Source organism: Bacillus sp. CCB-MMP212 (assembly GCF_022748145.1).
GTDB lineage: Bacteria > Bacillota > Bacilli > Bacillales > Bacillaceae_G > Bacillus_A > Bacillus_A cereus.
Genome location: NZ_JALDQE010000005.1, coordinates 537,291 through 556,935, shown reverse-complemented (window position 1 = coordinate 556,935; position 19,645 = coordinate 537,291). Strand labels below are relative to the sequence as shown.

Genomic DNA, 19,645 nt, shown 5'->3' with positions numbered 1-19,645 from the left:
ACGGGGCCGATCGGAGTAACAGGACCGACCGGAATAACAGGACTAACCGGAGAAATGGGGCCGACCGGAATAACAGGACTAACCGGAGAAACGGGGCCGACCGGAATAACAGGAGCAACCGGAGAAACGGGGCCGACCGGAATAACAGGAGCAACCGGAATAACAGGAGCAACCGGAATAACGGGGTCGATCGGAGAAACGGGACCGACCGGAATAACAGGAGCAACCGGAATAACGGGGCCGACCGGAATAACAGGAGCAACTGGAATAACGGGGCCGACCGGAATAACAGGAGCAACCGGAATAACGGGGTCGATCGGAGAAACGGGACCGACCGGAATAACAGGAGCAACCGGAATAACGGGACCGACCGGAATAACAGGAGCAACCGGGGAAACGGGACCGACCGGAATAACAGGAGCAACCGGAATAACGGGGTCGATCGGAGAAACGGGGCCGACTGGAATAACAGGAGCAACCGGAGAAATGGGACCAACTGGAGAAACCGGATCAATAGGGATAACGGGAGCAACAGGAGCAACAGGTCCTACTGGGGGCATTGGTCCTATAACCACAACCAATTTGTTATATTACACTTTTGCAGATGGAGAGAAACTTATATATACAGATGCTGACGGGATACCTCAATATGGTACAACGAATATTTTGTCTCCTAGTGAAGTTTCTTATATTAATTTGTTTGTTAACGGAATACTGCAACCACAACCATTATATGAAGTGAGTGCTGGTAAATTAACTTTATTGGATACGCAACCACCATCGCAAGGATCTTCAATTATATTACAATTTATCATTATTAATTAAAAGGACAGTTCCTTAATGAAAAGGAATCTGTCCTTTTTGTTTTATATTTGAATAGTTAAAGTTAAGTGAAGGTACATTCAATTTCTAGCTGTTATAAATGGTTGAATGATAGGAATTTTAACTTCAATCCTTTTCATAGTGTATTGGAATAAAATATAAAATGAATTTTTCAATATAGTATATGAGAGTTCTCTATAATACAAACGGCTTCATGTTTAAAAAAGAGAACACAATCTTAGTAAAGAAATAAGGTATATTTATATGAAAAAAATGGCACTGTTAATTGTTGAGTATATTCAAATTAATATGTGTATTTAAACCTAAGAGATAAACGTGGAAAAATAAAATAAACTCTTAAGTTTAGGTATTTAATCTAAGCAGTCAATTATTAAAAACATATAATTAATATGTGAGTCATGAACATAATTAAATAGCGTTTGCAAGTTTAATTATATTTCATGTTTCCTATTTTAAGTCAATATATAACACATACTCTTTTACAACTTTATGATCCTTATAATAGGAAAAACTCAAATATAAAACAAGTAAGGAGGACATAAATGACAAGTAATAATTGTTTCGGTCATAACCACTGCAATAATCCGATTGTTTTCACTCCAGATTGCTGTAACAATCCACAAACAGTTCCAATTACTAGTGAGCAATTAGGTAGATTAATTACTTTACTAAACTCTTTAATTTCGGCTATTGCAGCGTTTTTTGCAAATCCAAGTGATGCAAACAGATTAGCTTTACTCAATTTGTTTACTCAACTATTGAACTTACTAAATGAATTAGCACCTTCTCCAGAAGGGAATTTCTTAAAACAATTAATTCAAAGTATTATTAATTTACTACAATCTCCTAACCCAAATCTAAGCCAATTACTTTCTTTATTACAACAATTCTACAGTGCTCTTGCACCATTCTTCTTCTCTTTAATTATTGACCCTGCAAGCTTACAACTTTTATTAAACTTATTAACTCAATTAATTGGTGCTACTCCAGGAGGCGGCCCAACAGGTCCAACAGGTCCAACAGGTCCAGGAGGCGGAGCAACAGGAGCAACAGGATCAACAGGAGCAACTGGTGCAACAGGTCCAACAGGAGCAGGAGTAACAGGAGCAACTGGTGCAACAGGAGCAACAGGTCCAACGGGAGCGACAGGTCCAACAGGAGCAACAGGCCCAACAGGAGCAACAGGATCAACAGGTCCATCAGGAGTAACAGGAGCAACAGGCCTAACAGGAGCAACAGGAGCAACAGGAGCAACAGGAGCAACAGGAGCAACAGGTCCAACAGGAGCAACAGGTCCAACGGGAGCAACAGGTTTAACTGGTGCAACAGGCTTAACTGGTGCAACAGGAGCAACTGGTGGCGGAGCTATTATTCCATTTGCTTCAGGTACAACACCATCTGCGTTAGTTAACGCGTTAATAGCTAATACAGGAACTCTTCTTGGATTTGGATTTAGTCAGCCTGGTGTAGCTTTAACTGGTGGAACAAGTATCACATTAGCATTAGGTGTAGGTGATTATGCATTTGTAGCACCACGCGCAGGGGTTATTACGTCATTAGCTGGTTTCTTTAGTGCAACAGCTGCTTTAGCTCCATTATCACCTGTTCAAGTGCAAATACAAATATTAACTGCACCTGCAGCAAGCAATACGTTTACAGTACAAGGCGCACCTCTTTTATTAACACCAGCATTTGCCGCAATAGCGATTGGTTCTACAGCATCAGGAATCATTGCTGAAGCTATTCCAGTAGCGGCTGGAGATAAAATACTACTGTATGTTTCATTAACAGCAGCAAGTCCAATAGCTGCAGTTGCTGGATTTGTAAGTGCAGGTATTAATATCGTTTAATTTGTTACAATGTTTAGTAGGAAATTAAACAGGGGTTTGTATATAGTCCTTCCTAATAAATTTAGGAAGGACTATATTTTTTTGGAAAATAAGTAATAAATCAATTGAACAATTACTCTTTGTTAAGTTCGTATAAAAAAGTATAATTTACCCTTTCTCATTTAAGGAATAAGTTATGTAACTTTAAAAATTTTCGATCAGAAAAAAAGATGAATTCTTAAAAAAAAGAATTCATCCATAAAATAAACTATTTATTTTTATTGCAGTTACATCCTTTTTTCTTTACATAGCCTTGCTCGGCTAAGTCTCTTTGCGATTGGGAATTGGAAGATTGAGAATTGGAAGATTGAGAGGATGCTGAAGAGCTACTATTTTTATTATAAGAGTAGTTTTTTCGATAGTTATAATTACTCATAGTACTATCACCTCCAATTTAATATATAAATATTATATGTATGTACACTATCAATTGTTACTATTATTAATAGGAAGAGAACATACAATAAAAAAATCTCCTCGGTATTTTCCTAGGAGATAAATGATGATTCTTTTAAAAATTTACAAATTAATAGCCCCAGTAAAGAGGAAAGTAATAAGAATCTTGGGGATACGGATTATGTTGTTGAGGGAGGGGATGGGTTGGGTAATTTTTCATTCCACGGTTTTGATTGCAGTTTGCCGGAGGGCCAATAACAGTAGTTGATTGAATAGGAGAAACCGCTTGTTTCCATTGTTGTTCATTGAGGCAGTAAGTATGGGCCATCATATGAGCCGGAGTTAATCTTAAAATATCAGAACCGAAAATAACTTCTGGCGCTGGGGCATTGAAAATAGCTAATAAATGAGTATTATCAGCTGTAGCAATTTCATAATGCCACCACGCTTGTGGAATGTTGGCAACTTGCCCCGGTTTTATCGGTAAGTTTAATATTTGATTCGTAAATGGATTAAGTAAAGAAACAACAGCAGACCCTGAAATACAATAAACAAGTTCAGCTGCATTTTGATGAATATGTGGTTCTACAACATTTCCTGTACTTAAATAAATATCTAATAAAGAAGTATTTTCTAAAGTGTTTAATTGTTTAATACCAAGTACATTTATATAATTTTGGGCATCTTTCCGAAAAAAATTACTTTTATTTACATCATAAGTAAAATTGGTTGAGGGGGAGGTATAGTCGATGTTGGCAGTCAATTGTATTACCCGCCTTTCTATAGGTAAGTTAGGTTACAAAATTAGGATATGTGTCTAGTCTTTGTTTTGTGCTGTTGTCGGTAGCTTAATAAATTCACTTATTCCATAAAGAATAAAGTATAAAGATTAAACTATATTCGTATTCCCATTCATACTTTGGATTGATGGAAAAAAGTAATGAAAATGTTAATTTAAAAGTACATCAATCATTTATAAGGAGTGAATGTTCATGTCATTTAGTGAAATGATTAGAAATGAAGTACTCAGCTGGGCGGGTGTTTCTGAAAAACCGCATCGATTTGGTGGTATTGAAATAAATTATGGTAAGAAAGAACTTGGCCATCTTCATGGTGATAAATTAGCTGATTTACCATTTCCGAAGTTAAAGCGAGATGAATTAGTGAAGCAAGGATTGGTAAAACCACATCACGTATTACCTGAATCAGGATGGATCAGTTATTATATAAAGAGTGAAGAGGATATTCCATTTGCAATTGAGTTATTTCGTATGCAATATGACCGAATTAAAAAGTAATGAAATAAAGTAGGGTAATAAAAATTTATTTTCATGTCACATCCCTCCTTAATCGTTCGTCTTGTATGTAGAACGATAAGGAGGGATTTTATTATGAATACATTTGATGTAGCAATTGTTGGCGGTGGGCTTGCTGGATTAACAGCATCTATATATTTAGCGAAAGCTGGAAAGAAAGTGATTGTATTAGAAAAATCCAGTCAATTCGGTGGCCGAGGGATGACTATAAATAAAAATGGAATCTGCATGAATCTTGGTGCACATGCTTTATATAGAGGCGGGGCAGCGTTTATAACTTTTAATGAGCTCGGTTTGAATCTTCCAGGTGGAATACCATCTACAAAAGCACATGGAATATGGAAAGGGGATATATTCACCATCCCAACAGATTTTCGCTCAATTTTATCAACACCACTACTTTCGTGGTCTGCAAAAGTACAATTCTCACGTCTTATGATTCGTTTAGGAAATTTAGATGTAGGAGAAGTTCCGAAAATGAGTCTAACTACATGGGCAGAAAATGAAATAAAAGATCCAATGGTTCGTAATATATTTTATGCGCTATGCCGGACAACAACATATACGTTTGCTCCTACAATACAATTAGCATCATCTGTACTAAAGCAAATACAGCTTTCTATAAAAGAAGGAGTGCTTTATGTAGATGGTGGTTGGGAGACGATAATAACAAAATTAAGAGATTTAGCGAATGATGTCGGGGTAAAATTTTTGGCTAAAAAGCATGTTTTGGAAATAGAGCATTATGAAGATAAACAAAGAGTACATTGTGTTGATGATGAGGTTTTTGCAGTAGATACAGTCATCGTGACGACTCCGCCAAAAGAGGCTTGTAAAATAATAAAAGGTGCAGAAGGAACAAGTTTGCATAGATGGAATGAACAATCGGTACCGGTTACTGTTGCTGCATTAGATATTGGCTTGAGACAATTACCCAATCCTACACATCAATTTGTATTAGGATTAGATCAACCTATATTTTTCACAAATCAATCGAGAGCAGCTAAATTAAGTGAAGATGGATCAATTGCAGTGAGTCTAATTAAGTACCATAATCCTGTGCTAGAAATGAATCATATTCATGAAGATAAAGAACAGTTGGAAAGTACGATGGAGTTGTTACATCCAAATTGGAAAAGAGAAGTTGTTGCACAGCAATATTTACCGAAAATAACAGTAGTACATGATTTTCCTCATATTGACCGTGTTGAAAAGCCGGGTCCTAATATACCTGAAATGCCAGGTGTTTATGTTGCAGGAGATTGGGCAGGGCATGATGAAATATTAGCTGATGCTGCGGTAGCAAGCGGGAAACGAGCAGCGTTACACATTTTAAAGCAATATGAAAGTGAGGCAGTTCATCATGGAAACGGAGCAGTTATATGAAGCGTATCAACCATTATTATTTTCGTTAGCATACAGAATCCTTGGGAGTGTTATGGATGCTGAGGATATCGTTCAGGATGTATTTATCTCGCTAAATAATATAGAAGATCCTCAATCTATAGAAAATATGAAAGCATATTTATGTAAGATGGCGACAAATCGTTCAATTGATAAATTACGATCGGCAGCGCATAAACGTAACGTGTATGTAGGGATGTGGTTACCAGAGCCACTTGTAGACGAGAGTGATGAGCCATCAAAGTCATTTATAATGAAAGAATCCCTTTCCACCGCATATTTATTACTTTTACAACAACTATCTGAGGTAGAAAGGATTGTTTTCATATTAAGAGAGGTTTTCAGTTATGAATACGAAGAAATAGCTTCAATTGTTGATAAGAGTAGTGTGAACTGTAGAAAAATCTTTCAACGTGCACGAAAAAGCATGTTGGAGAAACCGAAGCAATCAAAATTAAGCACGGAGAAAATGGCTTCTTATGTTGAAAAGTTTGTAGCATCATTACAGTGTGGGGATATGGAAGGTATGTTGGAAGTATTAAAAATAGATGCTATATTCAAAGCTGATGGTGGCGGTAAAGTTACAACTGCGATCAATCCGATTTATTCTGCAGATCGAATTATACGTTTGTTCTTTGGGATTGCACAACGATTGACAGAAGAGTACACTGTTGATTTCAAAATGGTTAATGGTATACCAGGAGTTATAGTTACGATAAATAATAAAGTAACATATGTTCTTTCGTTTGCATTTGATGATGAGAAAATTTCAAATATTTATATGATGGTTAATCCTGAAAAACTTATGCATTTAAATGTAAAAATATAAAAAAGCGCATTTCTTTAGAAATGCGTTTTTTTATTATTTTTCTAACATTTCAAGAGGTACATCTTTTTCGCCAGCTACCTCAAATTTAATTTCCCCGTCTTCTTCATAAATACGTGTAATAATCGGTATAGTAATCATTAATTTTTTATGCTGCTTTCGTTTTCGAGCAGCATCTAAGCTAATCACGTTCATTTGTAAGCATCCTTTCTTCTGGAAATATATAAACAAAGAAAATGCGTCCGAAAAGGGCGCTTAATTGAATTTGAAATACCGATTCATTTAAATGGGGTTTATATAATTTAATAACTGCAATTTTAATATGAAATAATATGAATGGAATAATTGCACGTAGAAATTAACTTTACCAAAAAACGAAACAATATGCTATAAAAAATTATAAATCTTTGTCATATAACGGGAAAAAGGATTTCGTTTCGCATATAATAAAAGTAGACGGGCAGCAAGAGCTTTTTCATCATATTGCTTGGAAAGGCGATGAAAAGAATGGATACGTTAGATTCATTATTACTTCAACTTGAACAATATGGAGAAGAGCATGATCGGAATAAAAAAATACGGGAAGAAAAATTACGGAATGTTTCTCGTGAGATGGGGCAATTTTTATCAATTTTAGTAAAAGGGTGTAATGCAAAAAATATCTTAGAAATTGGAACTTCTAATGGTTATTCTACATTGTGGTTGGCTAATGCGGTAGAAGAAACAAATGGAAATGTAACAACTGTAGAGCTTTCTTCAGAACGAGTTGGAGAGGCACTTGTCAATTTTGAAAAGGCAAACCTTTTACAAAGGATTGATGTTCACAATCAAGAAGCAGGGGCATTTTTAGATTCACAACTAGATGATTCATTTGATTTTATTTTCCTAGATTCAGAGCGTACGCAATACATGTGGTGGCTTGAACATATAAAACGCATTTTACAACCACAAGGTCTTCTTGTTGTCGATAATGCTACTTCTCATGCGAGTGAATTAGTTGAGTTTATAAAAATGATTGAAGAAGATGAAATGTTTGAAACAGTATTATTGGCATTTCAAAAGGGTGCATTTGTAGCGCGTAAGAAGAAATAGGATTGAGTGTAATATAATTATCACATTGAAAAAGGGTGTATGTCAAAAGATTGCGTGCAGTAGTATGGGAAGGACGTAATTTATATACGTAACATACGAAGAATCCGCCTTCAGCATGTCGGCCTCTAGGTCTTAAGTCTGAGGAAAATTATGTTGTTTACAGGTATACTTATAGTAAGAAACAGGGAATGACTGCATAAGCAGGTATTTCTTGAAAATTGATTTCATATAGGCTGTTTGCAAATGAAATACAATATATTAGATGAAATATAGTGCATATAAATTCGCACATATATATAAAGGAGCGATTTTGTTGACTGAACTCGAGAAAAAAGAACCTGTATCCATTGTGAAAGATAATAATGTAGAAGTAGTAGTTGATACAGTTATAAAAGATGCAGAATTAGAGGAACTAAATAAAGAAGCTGATCTTTATGTACAAAAGTTAAATAGCGAGAAAAATACAGATTTATCAAAAGTATTGTCTCAGCTAGGAGATTTAGGGGATAAAGAGCAACAAGCAGCAGGACAAACGTTATCAGCTTTAAAACGTCCTGTCACAGCGATGATGAATGGAAAGAATGAAGAAATTCCAAATACATTGTTAGAATTACGCAAAGTAGTATCAGAGCTTGATCCGAATTCATTAAAAGCAAGTGGTATGAAGAAAATTATGTTTAAAGTATTTAAGAAAAATCCACTTGAAACATACGTGCATAAATATCAATCTATAGATAAGCAAATTGAGGAAATTATTAGATCCCTTCTAATTGGTCGTGATAACTTACAAGAGGATACAGTTGGTCTTGAAATGTTAAAAGAACAATCGCACGATAAAATTCATGCTCTTGATAAACAAGTATACTTAGGGAAAAAGCTTGCTGGCATGCTTGAAGCTGAGAAACAAAACCCAGAGCGTCAAAGGGATATTCCGTTAATTAACGATGCATTAGAAAAGATACTTGTACGTACACGTAATATGCAGCAAGCGAAAAGTGTATTATTACAATCTATAGCTTCTGTAGACATCATTAAGAAAAATAATGAAAAATTAACAGAGGCGATACGTAATGCGATTACGATGACACAAAACGTTGTAACAGTTTCAGCTGCTATTCAGCTTGCATTAACGAATCAACGGAAAACAATTGATGCCGTAAATGCGACGAATGAAGCAATTGAATCGATGGTATTAAGTAATTCTCAAGCGTTAAAACAAAATACAGAAGAAACGACGAAATTGCTTGAAAACCCTGCTATTAGCATGGATAAATTACGTGAATCATTCCAAAATGTGTTCGCTGCAATTGAAGCATCTGAAAAATCGTCAGAACGTATTATTGAGTCAAGCAAGAAGTTCGTTATTGAACTAGACACATTTAATGATGAGATGAAGCAGAAACTCATTCAGCGTCCAAGGAAATAACGGATTATTAGAGGAGGTGAACAAATGAGTTTCATTCAAACAGTACTATTACTACTCGGTACATTGCTTTTAATAGCATTTACTGTCGTTGTTTTAGTCGTATACTTCGGGCGGAAACTGTATTTTTCATGGACGAAGCCATATAAAAGAGCGCAAGATTCTTTAGATAAGATATCAAACAAATCAATACCGTTTCTACAAGAATTTACACAACATCCACTGTTTTATCGCTGGATTCGCATCGAAGGAAAGAAAGAACAAAATACATTAAATACTCTATTTTGTGCATCAGGTCAACGTACGAGAGAGCAAGTCTTCTCGATGTTACCGAAAGAAAAGCAGAAAAAAGTGCATGTAATGGCAAAAACTACGAAAAAGCTTACGAATGAAGATATTGATGTGGCTGCGATGAAAGTGAAAGATTTCTTAAGACAAGAAGCGCAGCAAACTGTAAAACCGACAGACTTATCATTTTACAAATTGTATTTTTATGACCGTTATCCAGACGCATTAAATACAATTCAAGCGTATAAACGCTCAATAAATCCTTCATTACAAAGAACGGTTGATGATATTACAATTTCAGTATTAAATGCACTTCCGTACTATCAAGAGCAACGCATGTTTGAACAACAACATAAACTTGAAACATTCTTAATGAAAGATTTAACGGCCATGTTATCGTTGGTAGTACAATTACCACCTTCACAAAGACCAGAGAAGGAAGAAGAACTGAAGATCTACTTGGAAAATTTCAAAAAAGAAATGGAAGTAGTAGAGCGAGATATTCGCGACTCAATTGATCACGATTTAAATGTGAAGATGAGAGCAGCGACTGAGAAGTTTAAGAATAAATAGAAGTGATCGCCTAAAAAGTTGAATGTTTCAGCTTTTAGGCGTTTTTTTTTGTGAATTTAGAGAGTGCAATCTTTTGTGAAATTATATATACAAACGTTAATAAATGGTAAAATATAGAGTGTTTTTTTATACTTTGTGTAAACAATTATTATAAAAGGGGTATGATATTGTGCTATTTGAGTTAGTTATACTATTTGTAATTCTATTTATATTTCTTGGCTACCCTATTAGTAAAGCTTGGGATAGTTTCCAATCGAAGGAGGAGAATTCCTCAAGTATACTAAAGTTCGAGCCACAGGAAATATTATCACTGGGTTTGAGTTATTTTATCTTTGGTTTAGGTATTATGTGGAATGCAAATGATGTAAGAGCAGGAATACCATTACATAAATTTGAAAAGAACGGAATGATGTCTGATCAATATGCTTCTTTAGCCCATGACCACATTACGATAGTAGTTCTCTTAGTTATTTTAGGTGGAGTTTCGTATTGGAAATTAACAACAGGCTTAATAAAACTTTCACCAATATTTTATATTTTTTATAGTACTTTAATGATAGTAAACATTGTATATACATTCATCTATATTACCCATACAGGCTTTGCCTTTTATACGGAATTAGGAGGATTGAGATACATTCCAGTCTTTTGTATTCAAGTTGGAATGCTTGCCTTTAGTCTATTATTCTTAGCTAAATTAAGAAATACATTAGGTTATTTCATACAATCTCAGAATGAGAAAGATTATACGCAGAGCAACAGAATTATATTATTGCTGTATCGTATTTCTTTTGGATATCAAAAAATGGCTACAGTCTGGATGATAAGTTTATTTCCTGTCTTGTTAATTGTTCAATTTATTTTAATACTGTTTGGCCAAAAACCAGATAGTTTTATAAGAGTGTTTATGGAAACAAGTAGTTTTAATTATTCTAAGATTCCTGCCCCAAGTCCTCAAATTGTCTCCGGGGATGGGCATTATTTATGTACAGTTTCTGTGAAAGGCCATAAAAACATCGTTAAGCCATTACGAGCAGGAATTAGGCATGGGGAAAGAATTACAGTTAATCGACAGTTATTAATTGCGAACGCTTTTGAAAATGTAATTGAGGAGCGGGTACCAAAATGTCATAAAGTTATTCGTAATTTTTATGATAAATACGGTTATCCGATTAGTAAACATATTAATACGAAATGGTCGGCTGATTTTGTTTATATTTTAATGAAGCCACTAGAATGGTTCTTCTTATTTGTACTTTACACAGTAGATAAAAACCCTGAGAATAGAATTCATATTCAATATAGTGAACTACGAAAATAAAAGTAAGAGCCCGCATTCAAAAAAATGGGGGCTCTTACTTTTATTTTGCTTGAATAGTAGATTTACTAGAAGCCACACTTTCATTATGCAATCGATCAACTGCAGTTACGACATAGGTATACGTTTCTCCGGAAATAGCGGTTTTATCTACATAAATTTCTCCAGGTTTTGTTTTTCTTACAGTAGTAAGTAAATTTTTGGGATTTTGTATATCCCCTTCATTTTTCCCATTCACGCGGTAAATAGCGTAATAAGCAGAATCATTATCTCTATTGTCAATGATACCGATTGCAATACCTTCATCTCTTGGAATGGCGCCTTTTAAAGTCGGTTGTTTTGGTGGATCATGATCAATCCAAGGCATAGGCGGGATTAATGCAGGATGTTTATATATGTCTTTTGAGAGTCTATCTTTAACTCCAAGTGGATTGTTATTAATATCTTTTAAGCTAAAATGCATACTACCTTTTATTTCAGGATATAGCCGGTTTAATGCAATTTGTCTTGGATATTCTTCTGGATCAGACCAAGCAGGGACGGAGTTATTATTAATTTTATAGGCCGCTTGACCAATGTATAGGTGAATCGGTTTGTTATTTGTTTCTTTAACCCACCAATCTACTAATATGTCATATGCAGCTGGGGTGAAACCTATATTCCAATATATTTGCGGTGTAATGTAGTCAATATATCCTTTTTGTATCCACTCACGTGTGTCAGCATAAAGGTCATCATAGTTTCTTTGGCCTGCGGTTGTGTTAGAGCCAGTGGGATCGTCAGCTATATTTCTCCATACGCCGAACGGACTAATGCCAAACTTTACATATGATTTTTCTTGTTTTATAGCAGTATTTAAATCTTTTACAAGTTCATTTACATTATTACGTCGCCAATCTTCTATATTTGTAAATCTACCATTATTATATGTTTCGTATGTTTTCTGATCTGGAAATTCTTCACCGGCTACTTTATATGGGTAAAAATAATCATCCATATGCAGCGCATCAATATCGTAATTTTGTACGATTTCTAAAGCGCCTTCTGTTATAAATTTTTTCACTTCCGGAATACCGGGATTGTAATATAACTTTCCGCCATAAGTGACAACCCAATCGGGATGTTGCCTTGCAGGGTGATTATTTGATAATCGATTTATATCGGTGTGATTCATCGTTATTCGGTATGGGTTAATCCAAGCGTGGAATTCTATATTTCTTTTATGAGTTTCTTCAATCATAAATGCGAGCGGGTCATAACCAGGATCTTTTCCTTGTGTTCCTGTAATGTATTCAGACCAAGGACCGTAATTTGAAGGATAGAAAGCATCAGCGGTTGGTTTAATTTGTACAACAACTGCATTCATACCAGTGCTTTTTACATCGTCTAATAACCTTATAAATTCTTGTTTCTGTTTTTCAATGGGTAAGCCAGTTTTTGAGGGCCAATCAATATTCAGAACAGATGCAATCCATACAGCACGTAATTCATGTTTTTTGTAGGTAGTATTTACTTCAGCATAAGTAAAGTGAGGGGGAATGAAAGAGAAAGGGATGAACAAGATGACGATACAACATATCATTAATAAACGTTTAACGATCATTTATACGCCTCCCTATCATATGATTATTTAAAATAATATATGAGGCGAGGTTGACTTTGCAATAGAGAAAATTGCATATTGAAACATTAATTTAATAGGAAAAATATTTTTAATGAAATTTACTTTCATTATAACTAAATTCATTTACTACTTCATATGCTTGTTAGTAAAGTGAAACTTCCTTTCATTTGAAGGGTAATAAATTATAAGTATAGGAGGATTAATAAATGAAAGTTTTGTTCGTCTGTTCTGGAGGAATGTCCAGTGCAATTGTTGTAAACGCTTTAAAAAAAGAAGCGGAGAAAAATGGTGTGAACATGGAAGTGCATGCAATTGGAACGAATGAGGTAGAGGAAGAAGTAAAGAATGGCTGGGATGTCGTAATGGTGGCACCTCAAATAAGACACCGATTTGATTCTGTAAAAAAATTTGCAGAGGAGGAATCTATTCCGTGTGGCATCATACCGCCGCAAGCATACACGCCACTTGGAGGCCCGACTTTATTAAAAACTGTAAATGAATTAATCAGTTAGGGGGAAGCGTTATGAATAAGTTTGTCACGTTTCTTGATAAAAACTTATCTGGCCCGATGGCAAGGCTCTCTGAGCAGAGGCATCTACAAGCAATCCGTGATGGAGTTATTTCGGCGTTACCATTTATTATAGTAGGAAGCTTCTTTTTAATAGTAGCATTTCCACCACTGCCGAAAGATAGTTTCATATCGGTTTGGGCATTAAAGAATCAAACAAGTATATTGATACCATATCGTTTAACTATGTTTATTATGTCCTTATATATAGCATTTGGAATAGGATATAATTTAGCGAAAAGTTATAAATTAGATGCTTTATCAGGAGCACAGCTTGCAGTATGTTCACTGCTATTAACATTAACCCCCGAATTAATTGATAAAAAAGGATTTATGCTTCCAATGACAAATCTCGGAGGTCATGGATTATTCGTGACGATGATTGTTTCTATTTTATCCGTAGAGATTTTAAGATTTTGTAAGAAGAAAAATGTAATGATTAAAATGCCAGAACAAGTACCGCCATCTGTGTCGCGTTCATTTGAAGCACTTATACCTGCTGCATTCGTTATTATTATAATGAGTCTAGTAACTGTCGTTTTTAGCATTGATTTACACCATGTTGTTGATAAATTAGCAGCACCATTAGTAAAAGCTGGGGATAGTTACTTCGGTGTAATGATTCCAGTGTTTTTAATTACGTTTTTTTGGTCATTCGGAATCCATGGTGTGTCGGTTGTTGGAACTGTTGCTCGGCCATTATGGGAAGTATACCTAGGGAAAAATGGTGAAGCAGTTGCTAGTGGAGCAGATCAGTTGCCATTTATTTCACCAGAGCCGTTATATCAATGGTTTATATGGATTGGCGGTTCTGGTGCGACGTTAGGGCTTGTATTAGCTATGATTATATTTGGTCGATCGAAATATTCGAAAGCATTATCAAGAACTTGTATTGTTCCAGGTATTTTTAATATTAATGAACCAGTCATATTCGGATTACCGATTGTACTAAATCCAATTTTAATTATCCCATTTATCATTACACCACTTGTAACAGCAACTGTTGCATATTCAGCAACTGCGATGGGATTTGTAACACCAACGCATATTATGCCGCCATGGACATTACCTGCTCCAATTGGTGCATATTTAGCAACAGGTGGAGATTGGCGTGCGATTGTATTAGTTTTTATAAATATAGCAATATCGTTCCTTATTTATTTACCATTCTTTAAAATGTACGACAAAAATATGCTTGAAATTGAAAAGAATGGTGACGGGGAATCTGTTAATCCTTAATCTGCACGCTGTTATTTTGAGTGATAGACTTTTTGTCTATCACTTCTTTCACATTAAAACTAGAAAGGGGGAAATAGAATGAATATAAAATTTAGTTATAAAGGCGTATTTTTATTATTATTTGGAGTGATTTGTGCAAATTTACTTTTTGTCCCTTTATTAGGCATGCTAAATCTATCACAAATGCATAGTATATGGCTCGTTACAAGTATTGCGGCAAGCGTTTTGCTTACGGTAGTTGTTTCTTTCATTGATGGATCGTTTGCATCAAAAGCTCAGTTGTTTTTTAGATTTATATTGTTTTCGATTTGTTGTACGTTCGTTACTTACATGATTGTTTTTTAGTAAATAGGAGGTCATGCACGTTATGTATATTGCAGGGGTAATGTCTGGTACTTCATTAGATGGAATAGATGTAGCGCTCGTTCATATAGAAGGAAGTGGTGTAGATTCTAAAATCCAACTCATCCATTTTACTACTGTTCCATTTTGTAATGATATGAAAAATGAGATCCAACAAGCGTTATCAATTGAAATTTCGAATGTCCAACTTATATGTAGTTTAAATTTTAAACTTGGTTTATGCTTCGCCAATGCTGTAAAGGAAGTTTGTAAAGAGGCCAATTTTCCTTTGAGACAATTAGATTTAATAGGCTCTCACGGACAAACGATTTATCATCAGCCAAAGCAAGAAGGGAATATTATTTCTTCAACATTGCAAATTGGGGAACCAGCAGTAATAGCATATGAAACGAACACGACGGTTATCTCGAATTTCCGAACGATGGACATGGCGGCAGGGGGACAAGGTGCACCACTTGTACCATATTCAGAGATTATTTTATATCGGCATCAAACTAAAAATAGACTACTACAAAATATTGGTGGGATTGGTAATGTTACAGTGGTTCCAAGTAAACGAAGTAAAGAGAGTGTTATTGCTTTTGATACTGGACCAGGCAACATGGTAATCGATGAAGTATGTCAAAGATTATTTCATGTACCATATGATCAAAATGGTTGGATTGCAAAGCAGGGGGTAGTTGTAGATGAAATTTTAACATACTGTATGAACCATCCATTTTTGAACATGAAACCACCAAAATCAACAGGTAGAGAACAGTTTGGAGAAGCGTTTGTGACTGAATTATTGAATCGATTTAAAAAGCATAGTAAAGAAAATATATTGGCAACTGTCACGATGTTTACAGCATGTTCAATTGTTCATCATTATAAGGCGTTTATTTTGCCGTATTATGAAATTGATGAGGTGATTTTAGCTGGTGGTGGAAGTTATAATAATACACTTGTTGAAATGTTACGGAATGGATTAAGAGAAGAGAAATGTAGCATATGTATACAAGAAGATATTGGTCATTCTTCAGCAGCGAAAGAAGCAATTGCATTTGCTATTTTAGCAAACGAAACGTATCATCGTAATCCGAGTAATGTGCCGAGCGCAACAGGTGCTAAGAATTCCGTGGTTTTAGGGAATGTAACATTCCCTCCAATATGTAAATGAAAATGAGGCGAACATATGAAGTATATGATTGGAGTAGATGGCGGGGGAACGAAGACAGAGGCAATTGCATTTGATCAAAATGGAAATGAAGTTGTAAGAGGTACGAGCAGATTTGGAAATGTATTAATAGATTTTGATCAGGCGATTTTGCATATTATGGAAGCAATTAATCAATGCCAGAAGAATTTAATAAATGAGCATTGCGTTTGTATTTGTTTAGGGTTAGCTGGTATAAGCGGAGCGAATACAAATGAATTAACATTACGTTTAAAAAAGAAATACGGAACAAAAATTGAAATTTTTAATGATGCAATGATCGCGCATGCAGCTGCTTTAAAAGGTAAGGATGGAATATTAACTATAGGTGGTACAGGGGCAATTTGTATCGGAAAGAAAGGAGAAGTGTATGAGTATAGCGGTGGATGGGGACATATTTTAGGTGATGAAGGGAGCGGATATTGGATTGCATTACAAGCTTTAAAGAAAATGACAATTCAATTCGATCAAGGAATCAGCCTTTGTCCATTGAGTTTGAATATTCAAAGGCAGTTTCAACTTTTGACACCGTCTCATATAAAAAACTTAGTATATACTTCTTCTAAAGATAAAATTGCAGCAATCGCGCCATTAGTTATTCAGGCAGCGAGAAATGGCAATGATGATGCGCATGAAATTATAATGCGAGCTGGAAAGGAATTAGCAAGAATTACGGTAGATGTTTATAACAAGATGCAATTTAAGCGCTCAACTCCAATTGCAGTAAGTGGCAGTATATTGCGTTTAGTTCCTGAAATATTTGCTGCATTTAAGAAATGCTGTGAAGAAAGTATGAAAGAAATTACATTCGTATCACAAGCAGAAATGGCAGTGAAAGGAACATATTATTTAATGAGGGATATATATTTTTAAAAATAGCGCATGAGAATTTTTGTATGATTTGTAAAAATATGATGTTAAAATGTATAAAGGGATGTATGTTAAAAACGTACAATATACGTAGTAATTGAATATTGTATATGTATTCCTATTTAGAAAGTGAATGATTACATGATTAATAGTATGCAGTTTTTATATTTGGTGGCTTCTTATTTAATTGGAAACATATTGACCGCTTATATAGTAACAAAATTGAGACATAACGTTGATATTAGGGATGAAGGAAGCGGAAATCCTGGCGCAAGAAATATGGGGCGCGTATATGGAAAAGGGTATTTCATTGCTACATTTTTTGGGGATGCGATTAAAGGGGCAATCGTTGTTACTGTTGCAAAATATCTGTTTGAAGACCCTACATTCGTAATGTTAACATTATTGGCCGTTATTATTGGACATATTTACCCAGTTTTATTTAAAGGTAAGGGCGGTAAAGGTATTTCAACATTTATTGGAGGATTAATTGCATTTGATTATTTGATAGCGCTTACCCTCATAGGCATTTTTATTGTATTTTATTTAATATTCAAAGGATTTACGAAGCCAGGACTAATTACGATTGCTTGTTTACCAATTTGTATGATTCTTTATTCTTATTCTGTTGTTACGACTATTTTAAGTGGAATGATTATTGTACTTATTCTATATGTAAATCGAGAATAAAATAAATGTTTAATAAGTGGGGATAATCTCCACTTATCATTTTTTATTAAATAGATAAAGGAGATAAGGCATGGGGTTAATTTATAAAGTTGCTGATCAAGATTGGGAATTTGAAAGTATACATAAATTAAATTATAAAACTTTTGTAGAAGAGATTCCGCAACATGAAGAAACGAAAGACCGGTATCGTATAGATCGGTTTCATGAAGAAAATACATATTTAATTTGTTTAGATGAGGATAGATTAGTAGGTATGGTCGCGGTGCGGGGAAAACGACCATTCTCGTTAGATTATAAAATTTCAAATTTAGATGTTTATTTGCAAGAGCATGGAGAAAAAGTGTATGAAATTCGTTTACTTTCAGTAGAACGTGAATATAGGAATGGAAGAGCGTTGTTAGGATTAATCCGTTTTCTACATCGTTATTTGCTTCTAAATGGATATGAATTAGCACTCATTTCTGCAACAACACGTGAACTAGCTTTATATGAGCAAATGGGATTCAAAGTTTTCCATACGTTAGTTGGTACAGAAGAAGCGGCCTTTCAGCCAATGTATGTTACCCCTGCTATGTTTGAAGAATCGAGCGTTGGGGGGATTATGACGAAAGAATATACGTTTTTACCTGGTCCAGTAGATATTGAAGAGAACGTTCGAAAGGCATTTTCTACGCGGCCTATTTCGCATCGCTCTAAGTCATTTCAAGTGATGATGGACAATGTGAAAAAACGGTTACTTTACATGACAAAAGCAAAACATGTACAGCTTATGTTAGGAACAGGGACGTTAGCAAATGATGCGATCGCTTTACAGTTACGTTCTTTAAAAGGGAAAGGACTAGTATTAACAAATGGGGAATTTGGTAATAGATTAGTTGGACATGCAAAACGAGCACAGTTACATTTTGATACTTATAAAAAGGAAATGGGAGATCCATTTATTTATACCGAATTAGAAGAAATCATGACAACTGGAAATTATGAATGGCTTTGGTTTGTTCATCATGAAACATCTACTGGAATGTTAAACGATTTAAACGAGCTAAACACTCTTTGTAACGAGAATCAAATAAAACTATGTGTAGATTGCATAAGCTCAATTGGAGCAATACCATTAGACTTAAAGGATGTGTATTTTGCAAGTGGTGTTAGCGGTAAAGCGATTAAATCATATACAGGAATTTCTTTCGTTTTTCATAACCACATTGTAAAAATAAACGAGGCTGTGCCGGCCTATATGGACATTGGTATGTATGAAGAAAATGAAAGCATTCCATACTCACAATCATGGAATTTAATTTATGCATTGCAAGAAGCGTTGAAGAGATTTGAAGATGAAAAGGTATTTGTAAAAATTAAAGAGACATACGAGTATATTGAAGAAGTTATTACTGATATGGGGTTAAAGCTTGTTTCACCTAAAGAACATGCCGCGAAAATTATATTTACAATTCAATTAAGCGAAGGTCAGTCTTCTAAAACGGTAGGTGATGCGTTAGCTTTACAAGGATATATTGTCCATTATGAATCAGCGTATTTACAAAAGAATAACTGGATCCAAATTGCATGCCTGAATCATTATAAAGAACGTGATATGAAGAGGATGTTAAATTGTTTGCAAATGTGTTTATTTCAGAGTGGGGTACATATATAAAGACTTTTTCTTTTCGTATAAAGGAGCTACGACTTACGAAAACTTAGGAATAGAACATTGGAAGAGGTGTAAGT

The 19,645-nt window shown here is 34.9% G+C and carries 19 protein-coding genes; 16 read left to right on the top strand and 3 right to left on the bottom strand.

All coding sequences use genetic code 11. The features are described 5' to 3' along the window. Both MRP26_RS17470 and MRP26_RS17465 read left to right on the top strand, forming a co-directional pair. The coding region (locus MRP26_RS17470) for a DUF4183 domain-containing protein (RefSeq protein WP_242806481.1) at positions 1–825 on the top strand (825 nt) is incomplete at its 5' end. A gap of 560 nt (positions 826–1,385) precedes the next feature. Next, on the top strand, positions 1,386–2,693 hold the full coding sequence (locus MRP26_RS17465) for an exosporium glycoprotein BclB-related protein (protein WP_242806479.1): 1,308 nt from the start codon (positions 1,386–1,388) through the stop codon (positions 2,691–2,693). 565 nt (positions 2,694–3,258) lie between these two features. Here MRP26_RS17465 and MRP26_RS17460 read toward each other — a convergent pair. Continuing rightward, positions 3,259–3,891: a cupin domain-containing protein gene (locus MRP26_RS17460; RefSeq protein WP_088024096.1), complete on the bottom strand. Its 633-nt coding sequence runs from the start codon at positions 3,889–3,891 to the stop codon at positions 3,259–3,261. A 229-nt stretch (positions 3,892–4,120) separates the two neighbouring features. Here MRP26_RS17460 and MRP26_RS17455 point away from each other — a divergent pair, with 229 nt between their 5' ends. The 3 genes from MRP26_RS17455 (at position 4,121) to MRP26_RS17445 (ending at position 6,677) form a co-directional block, all read left to right on the top strand. After that, a complete protein-coding gene (locus tag MRP26_RS17455) occupies positions 4,121–4,426 on the top strand; it encodes a luciferase domain-containing protein (RefSeq protein ID WP_000010317.1) in 306 nt (101 codons plus the stop codon). A 93-nt stretch (positions 4,427–4,519) separates the two neighbouring features. Further along, positions 4,520–5,830, top strand: coding sequence for a phytoene desaturase family protein (locus MRP26_RS17450; protein ID WP_098679865.1), 1,311 nt, complete (start codon positions 4,520–4,522; stop codon positions 5,828–5,830). Next, positions 5,808–6,677 (top strand): sigma-70 family RNA polymerase sigma factor, encoded by an 870-nt coding sequence (locus tag MRP26_RS17445; protein ID WP_242806477.1) that lies wholly within the window; start codon positions 5,808–5,810, stop codon positions 6,675–6,677. The genes MRP26_RS17450 and MRP26_RS17445 overlap by 23 nt, the downstream gene beginning before the upstream one ends. A 33-nt stretch (positions 6,678–6,710) precedes the next feature. Here the strand turns inward: MRP26_RS17445 and MRP26_RS17440 are convergent, their stop codons facing one another. Further along, positions 6,711–6,869 (bottom strand): hypothetical protein, encoded by a 159-nt coding sequence (locus MRP26_RS17440; protein ID WP_001100984.1) that lies wholly within the window; start codon positions 6,867–6,869, stop codon positions 6,711–6,713. A gap of 303 nt (positions 6,870–7,172) precedes the next feature. Here MRP26_RS17440 and MRP26_RS17435 point away from each other — a divergent pair, with 303 nt between their 5' ends. The 4 genes from MRP26_RS17435 (at position 7,173) to MRP26_RS17420 (ending at position 11,371) form a co-directional block, all read left to right on the top strand. Then, the gene (locus MRP26_RS17435; protein ID WP_098679868.1) at positions 7,173–7,766 is read left to right on the top strand and encodes an O-methyltransferase; all 594 of its coding nucleotides are present in this window, start codon (positions 7,173–7,175) and stop codon (positions 7,764–7,766) included. Between the two features lie 313 nt (positions 7,767–8,079). After that, positions 8,080–9,192 (top strand): toxic anion resistance protein, encoded by a 1,113-nt coding sequence (locus tag MRP26_RS17430; RefSeq protein ID WP_141544978.1) that lies wholly within the window; start codon positions 8,080–8,082, stop codon positions 9,190–9,192. A 24-nt stretch (positions 9,193–9,216) separates the two neighbouring features. Further along, a complete protein-coding gene (locus tag MRP26_RS17425; RefSeq protein WP_069355595.1) occupies positions 9,217–10,050 on the top strand; it encodes a DUF3974 domain-containing protein in 834 nt (277 codons plus the stop codon). Positions 10,051–10,219: 169 nt separating this feature from the next. Then, on the top strand, positions 10,220–11,371 hold the full coding sequence (locus MRP26_RS17420) for a DUF6688 domain-containing protein (RefSeq protein WP_029442296.1): 1,152 nt from the start codon (positions 10,220–10,222) through the stop codon (positions 11,369–11,371). A 40-nt stretch (positions 11,372–11,411) separates the two neighbouring features. On the opposite strand, the gene MRP26_RS17415 is transcribed toward MRP26_RS17420, so the two are convergent. Then, positions 11,412–12,971: a glycoside hydrolase family 10-like protein gene (locus MRP26_RS17415; protein ID WP_242806475.1), complete on the bottom strand. Its 1,560-nt coding sequence runs from the start codon at positions 12,969–12,971 to the stop codon at positions 11,412–11,414. A 227-nt stretch (positions 12,972–13,198) separates the two neighbouring features. Between MRP26_RS17415 and MRP26_RS17410 the strand changes: the two genes are divergently transcribed. The 7 genes from MRP26_RS17410 to MRP26_RS17380 all read left to right on the top strand — a co-directional run bounded on the left by MRP26_RS17410 (position 13,199) and on the right by MRP26_RS17380 (position 19,571). Then, on the top strand, positions 13,199–13,504 hold the full coding sequence (locus tag MRP26_RS17410; protein ID WP_000865907.1) for a PTS sugar transporter subunit IIB: 306 nt from the start codon (positions 13,199–13,201) through the stop codon (positions 13,502–13,504). A gap of 11 nt (positions 13,505–13,515) precedes the next feature. Beyond that, positions 13,516–14,799 carry a PTS sugar transporter subunit IIC gene (locus tag MRP26_RS17405; RefSeq protein WP_001032277.1) on the top strand — a complete coding sequence of 428 codons (1,284 nt, stop codon included), beginning with the start codon at positions 13,516–13,518 and terminating at the stop codon, positions 14,797–14,799. Between the two features lie 78 nt (positions 14,800–14,877). Then, entirely contained in the window at positions 14,878–15,144 is a 267-nt protein-coding gene (locus tag MRP26_RS17400; RefSeq protein ID WP_001021962.1) for a hypothetical protein, read from the top strand. Between the two features lie 22 nt (positions 15,145–15,166). Then, the gene (anmK, locus tag MRP26_RS17395; RefSeq protein WP_075719131.1) at positions 15,167–16,321 is read left to right on the top strand and encodes an anhydro-N-acetylmuramic acid kinase AnmK; all 1,155 of its coding nucleotides are present in this window, start codon (positions 15,167–15,169) and stop codon (positions 16,319–16,321) included. A 15-nt stretch (positions 16,322–16,336) separates the two neighbouring features. Beyond that, positions 16,337–17,230, top strand: a complete 894-nt coding sequence (locus MRP26_RS17390; protein ID WP_242806473.1) for a BadF/BadG/BcrA/BcrD ATPase family protein — start codon at positions 16,337–16,339, stop codon at positions 17,228–17,230. A 138-nt stretch (positions 17,231–17,368) separates the two neighbouring features. Next, entirely contained in the window at positions 17,369–17,917 is a 549-nt protein-coding gene (plsY, locus tag MRP26_RS17385; RefSeq protein ID WP_075719135.1) for a glycerol-3-phosphate 1-O-acyltransferase PlsY, read from the top strand. Between the two features lie 70 nt (positions 17,918–17,987). Next, a complete protein-coding gene (locus MRP26_RS17380; protein WP_053564504.1) occupies positions 17,988–19,571 on the top strand; it encodes an aminotransferase class V-fold PLP-dependent enzyme in 1,584 nt (527 codons plus the stop codon). The last annotated feature ends 74 nt before the right edge of the window (positions 19,572–19,645 follow it).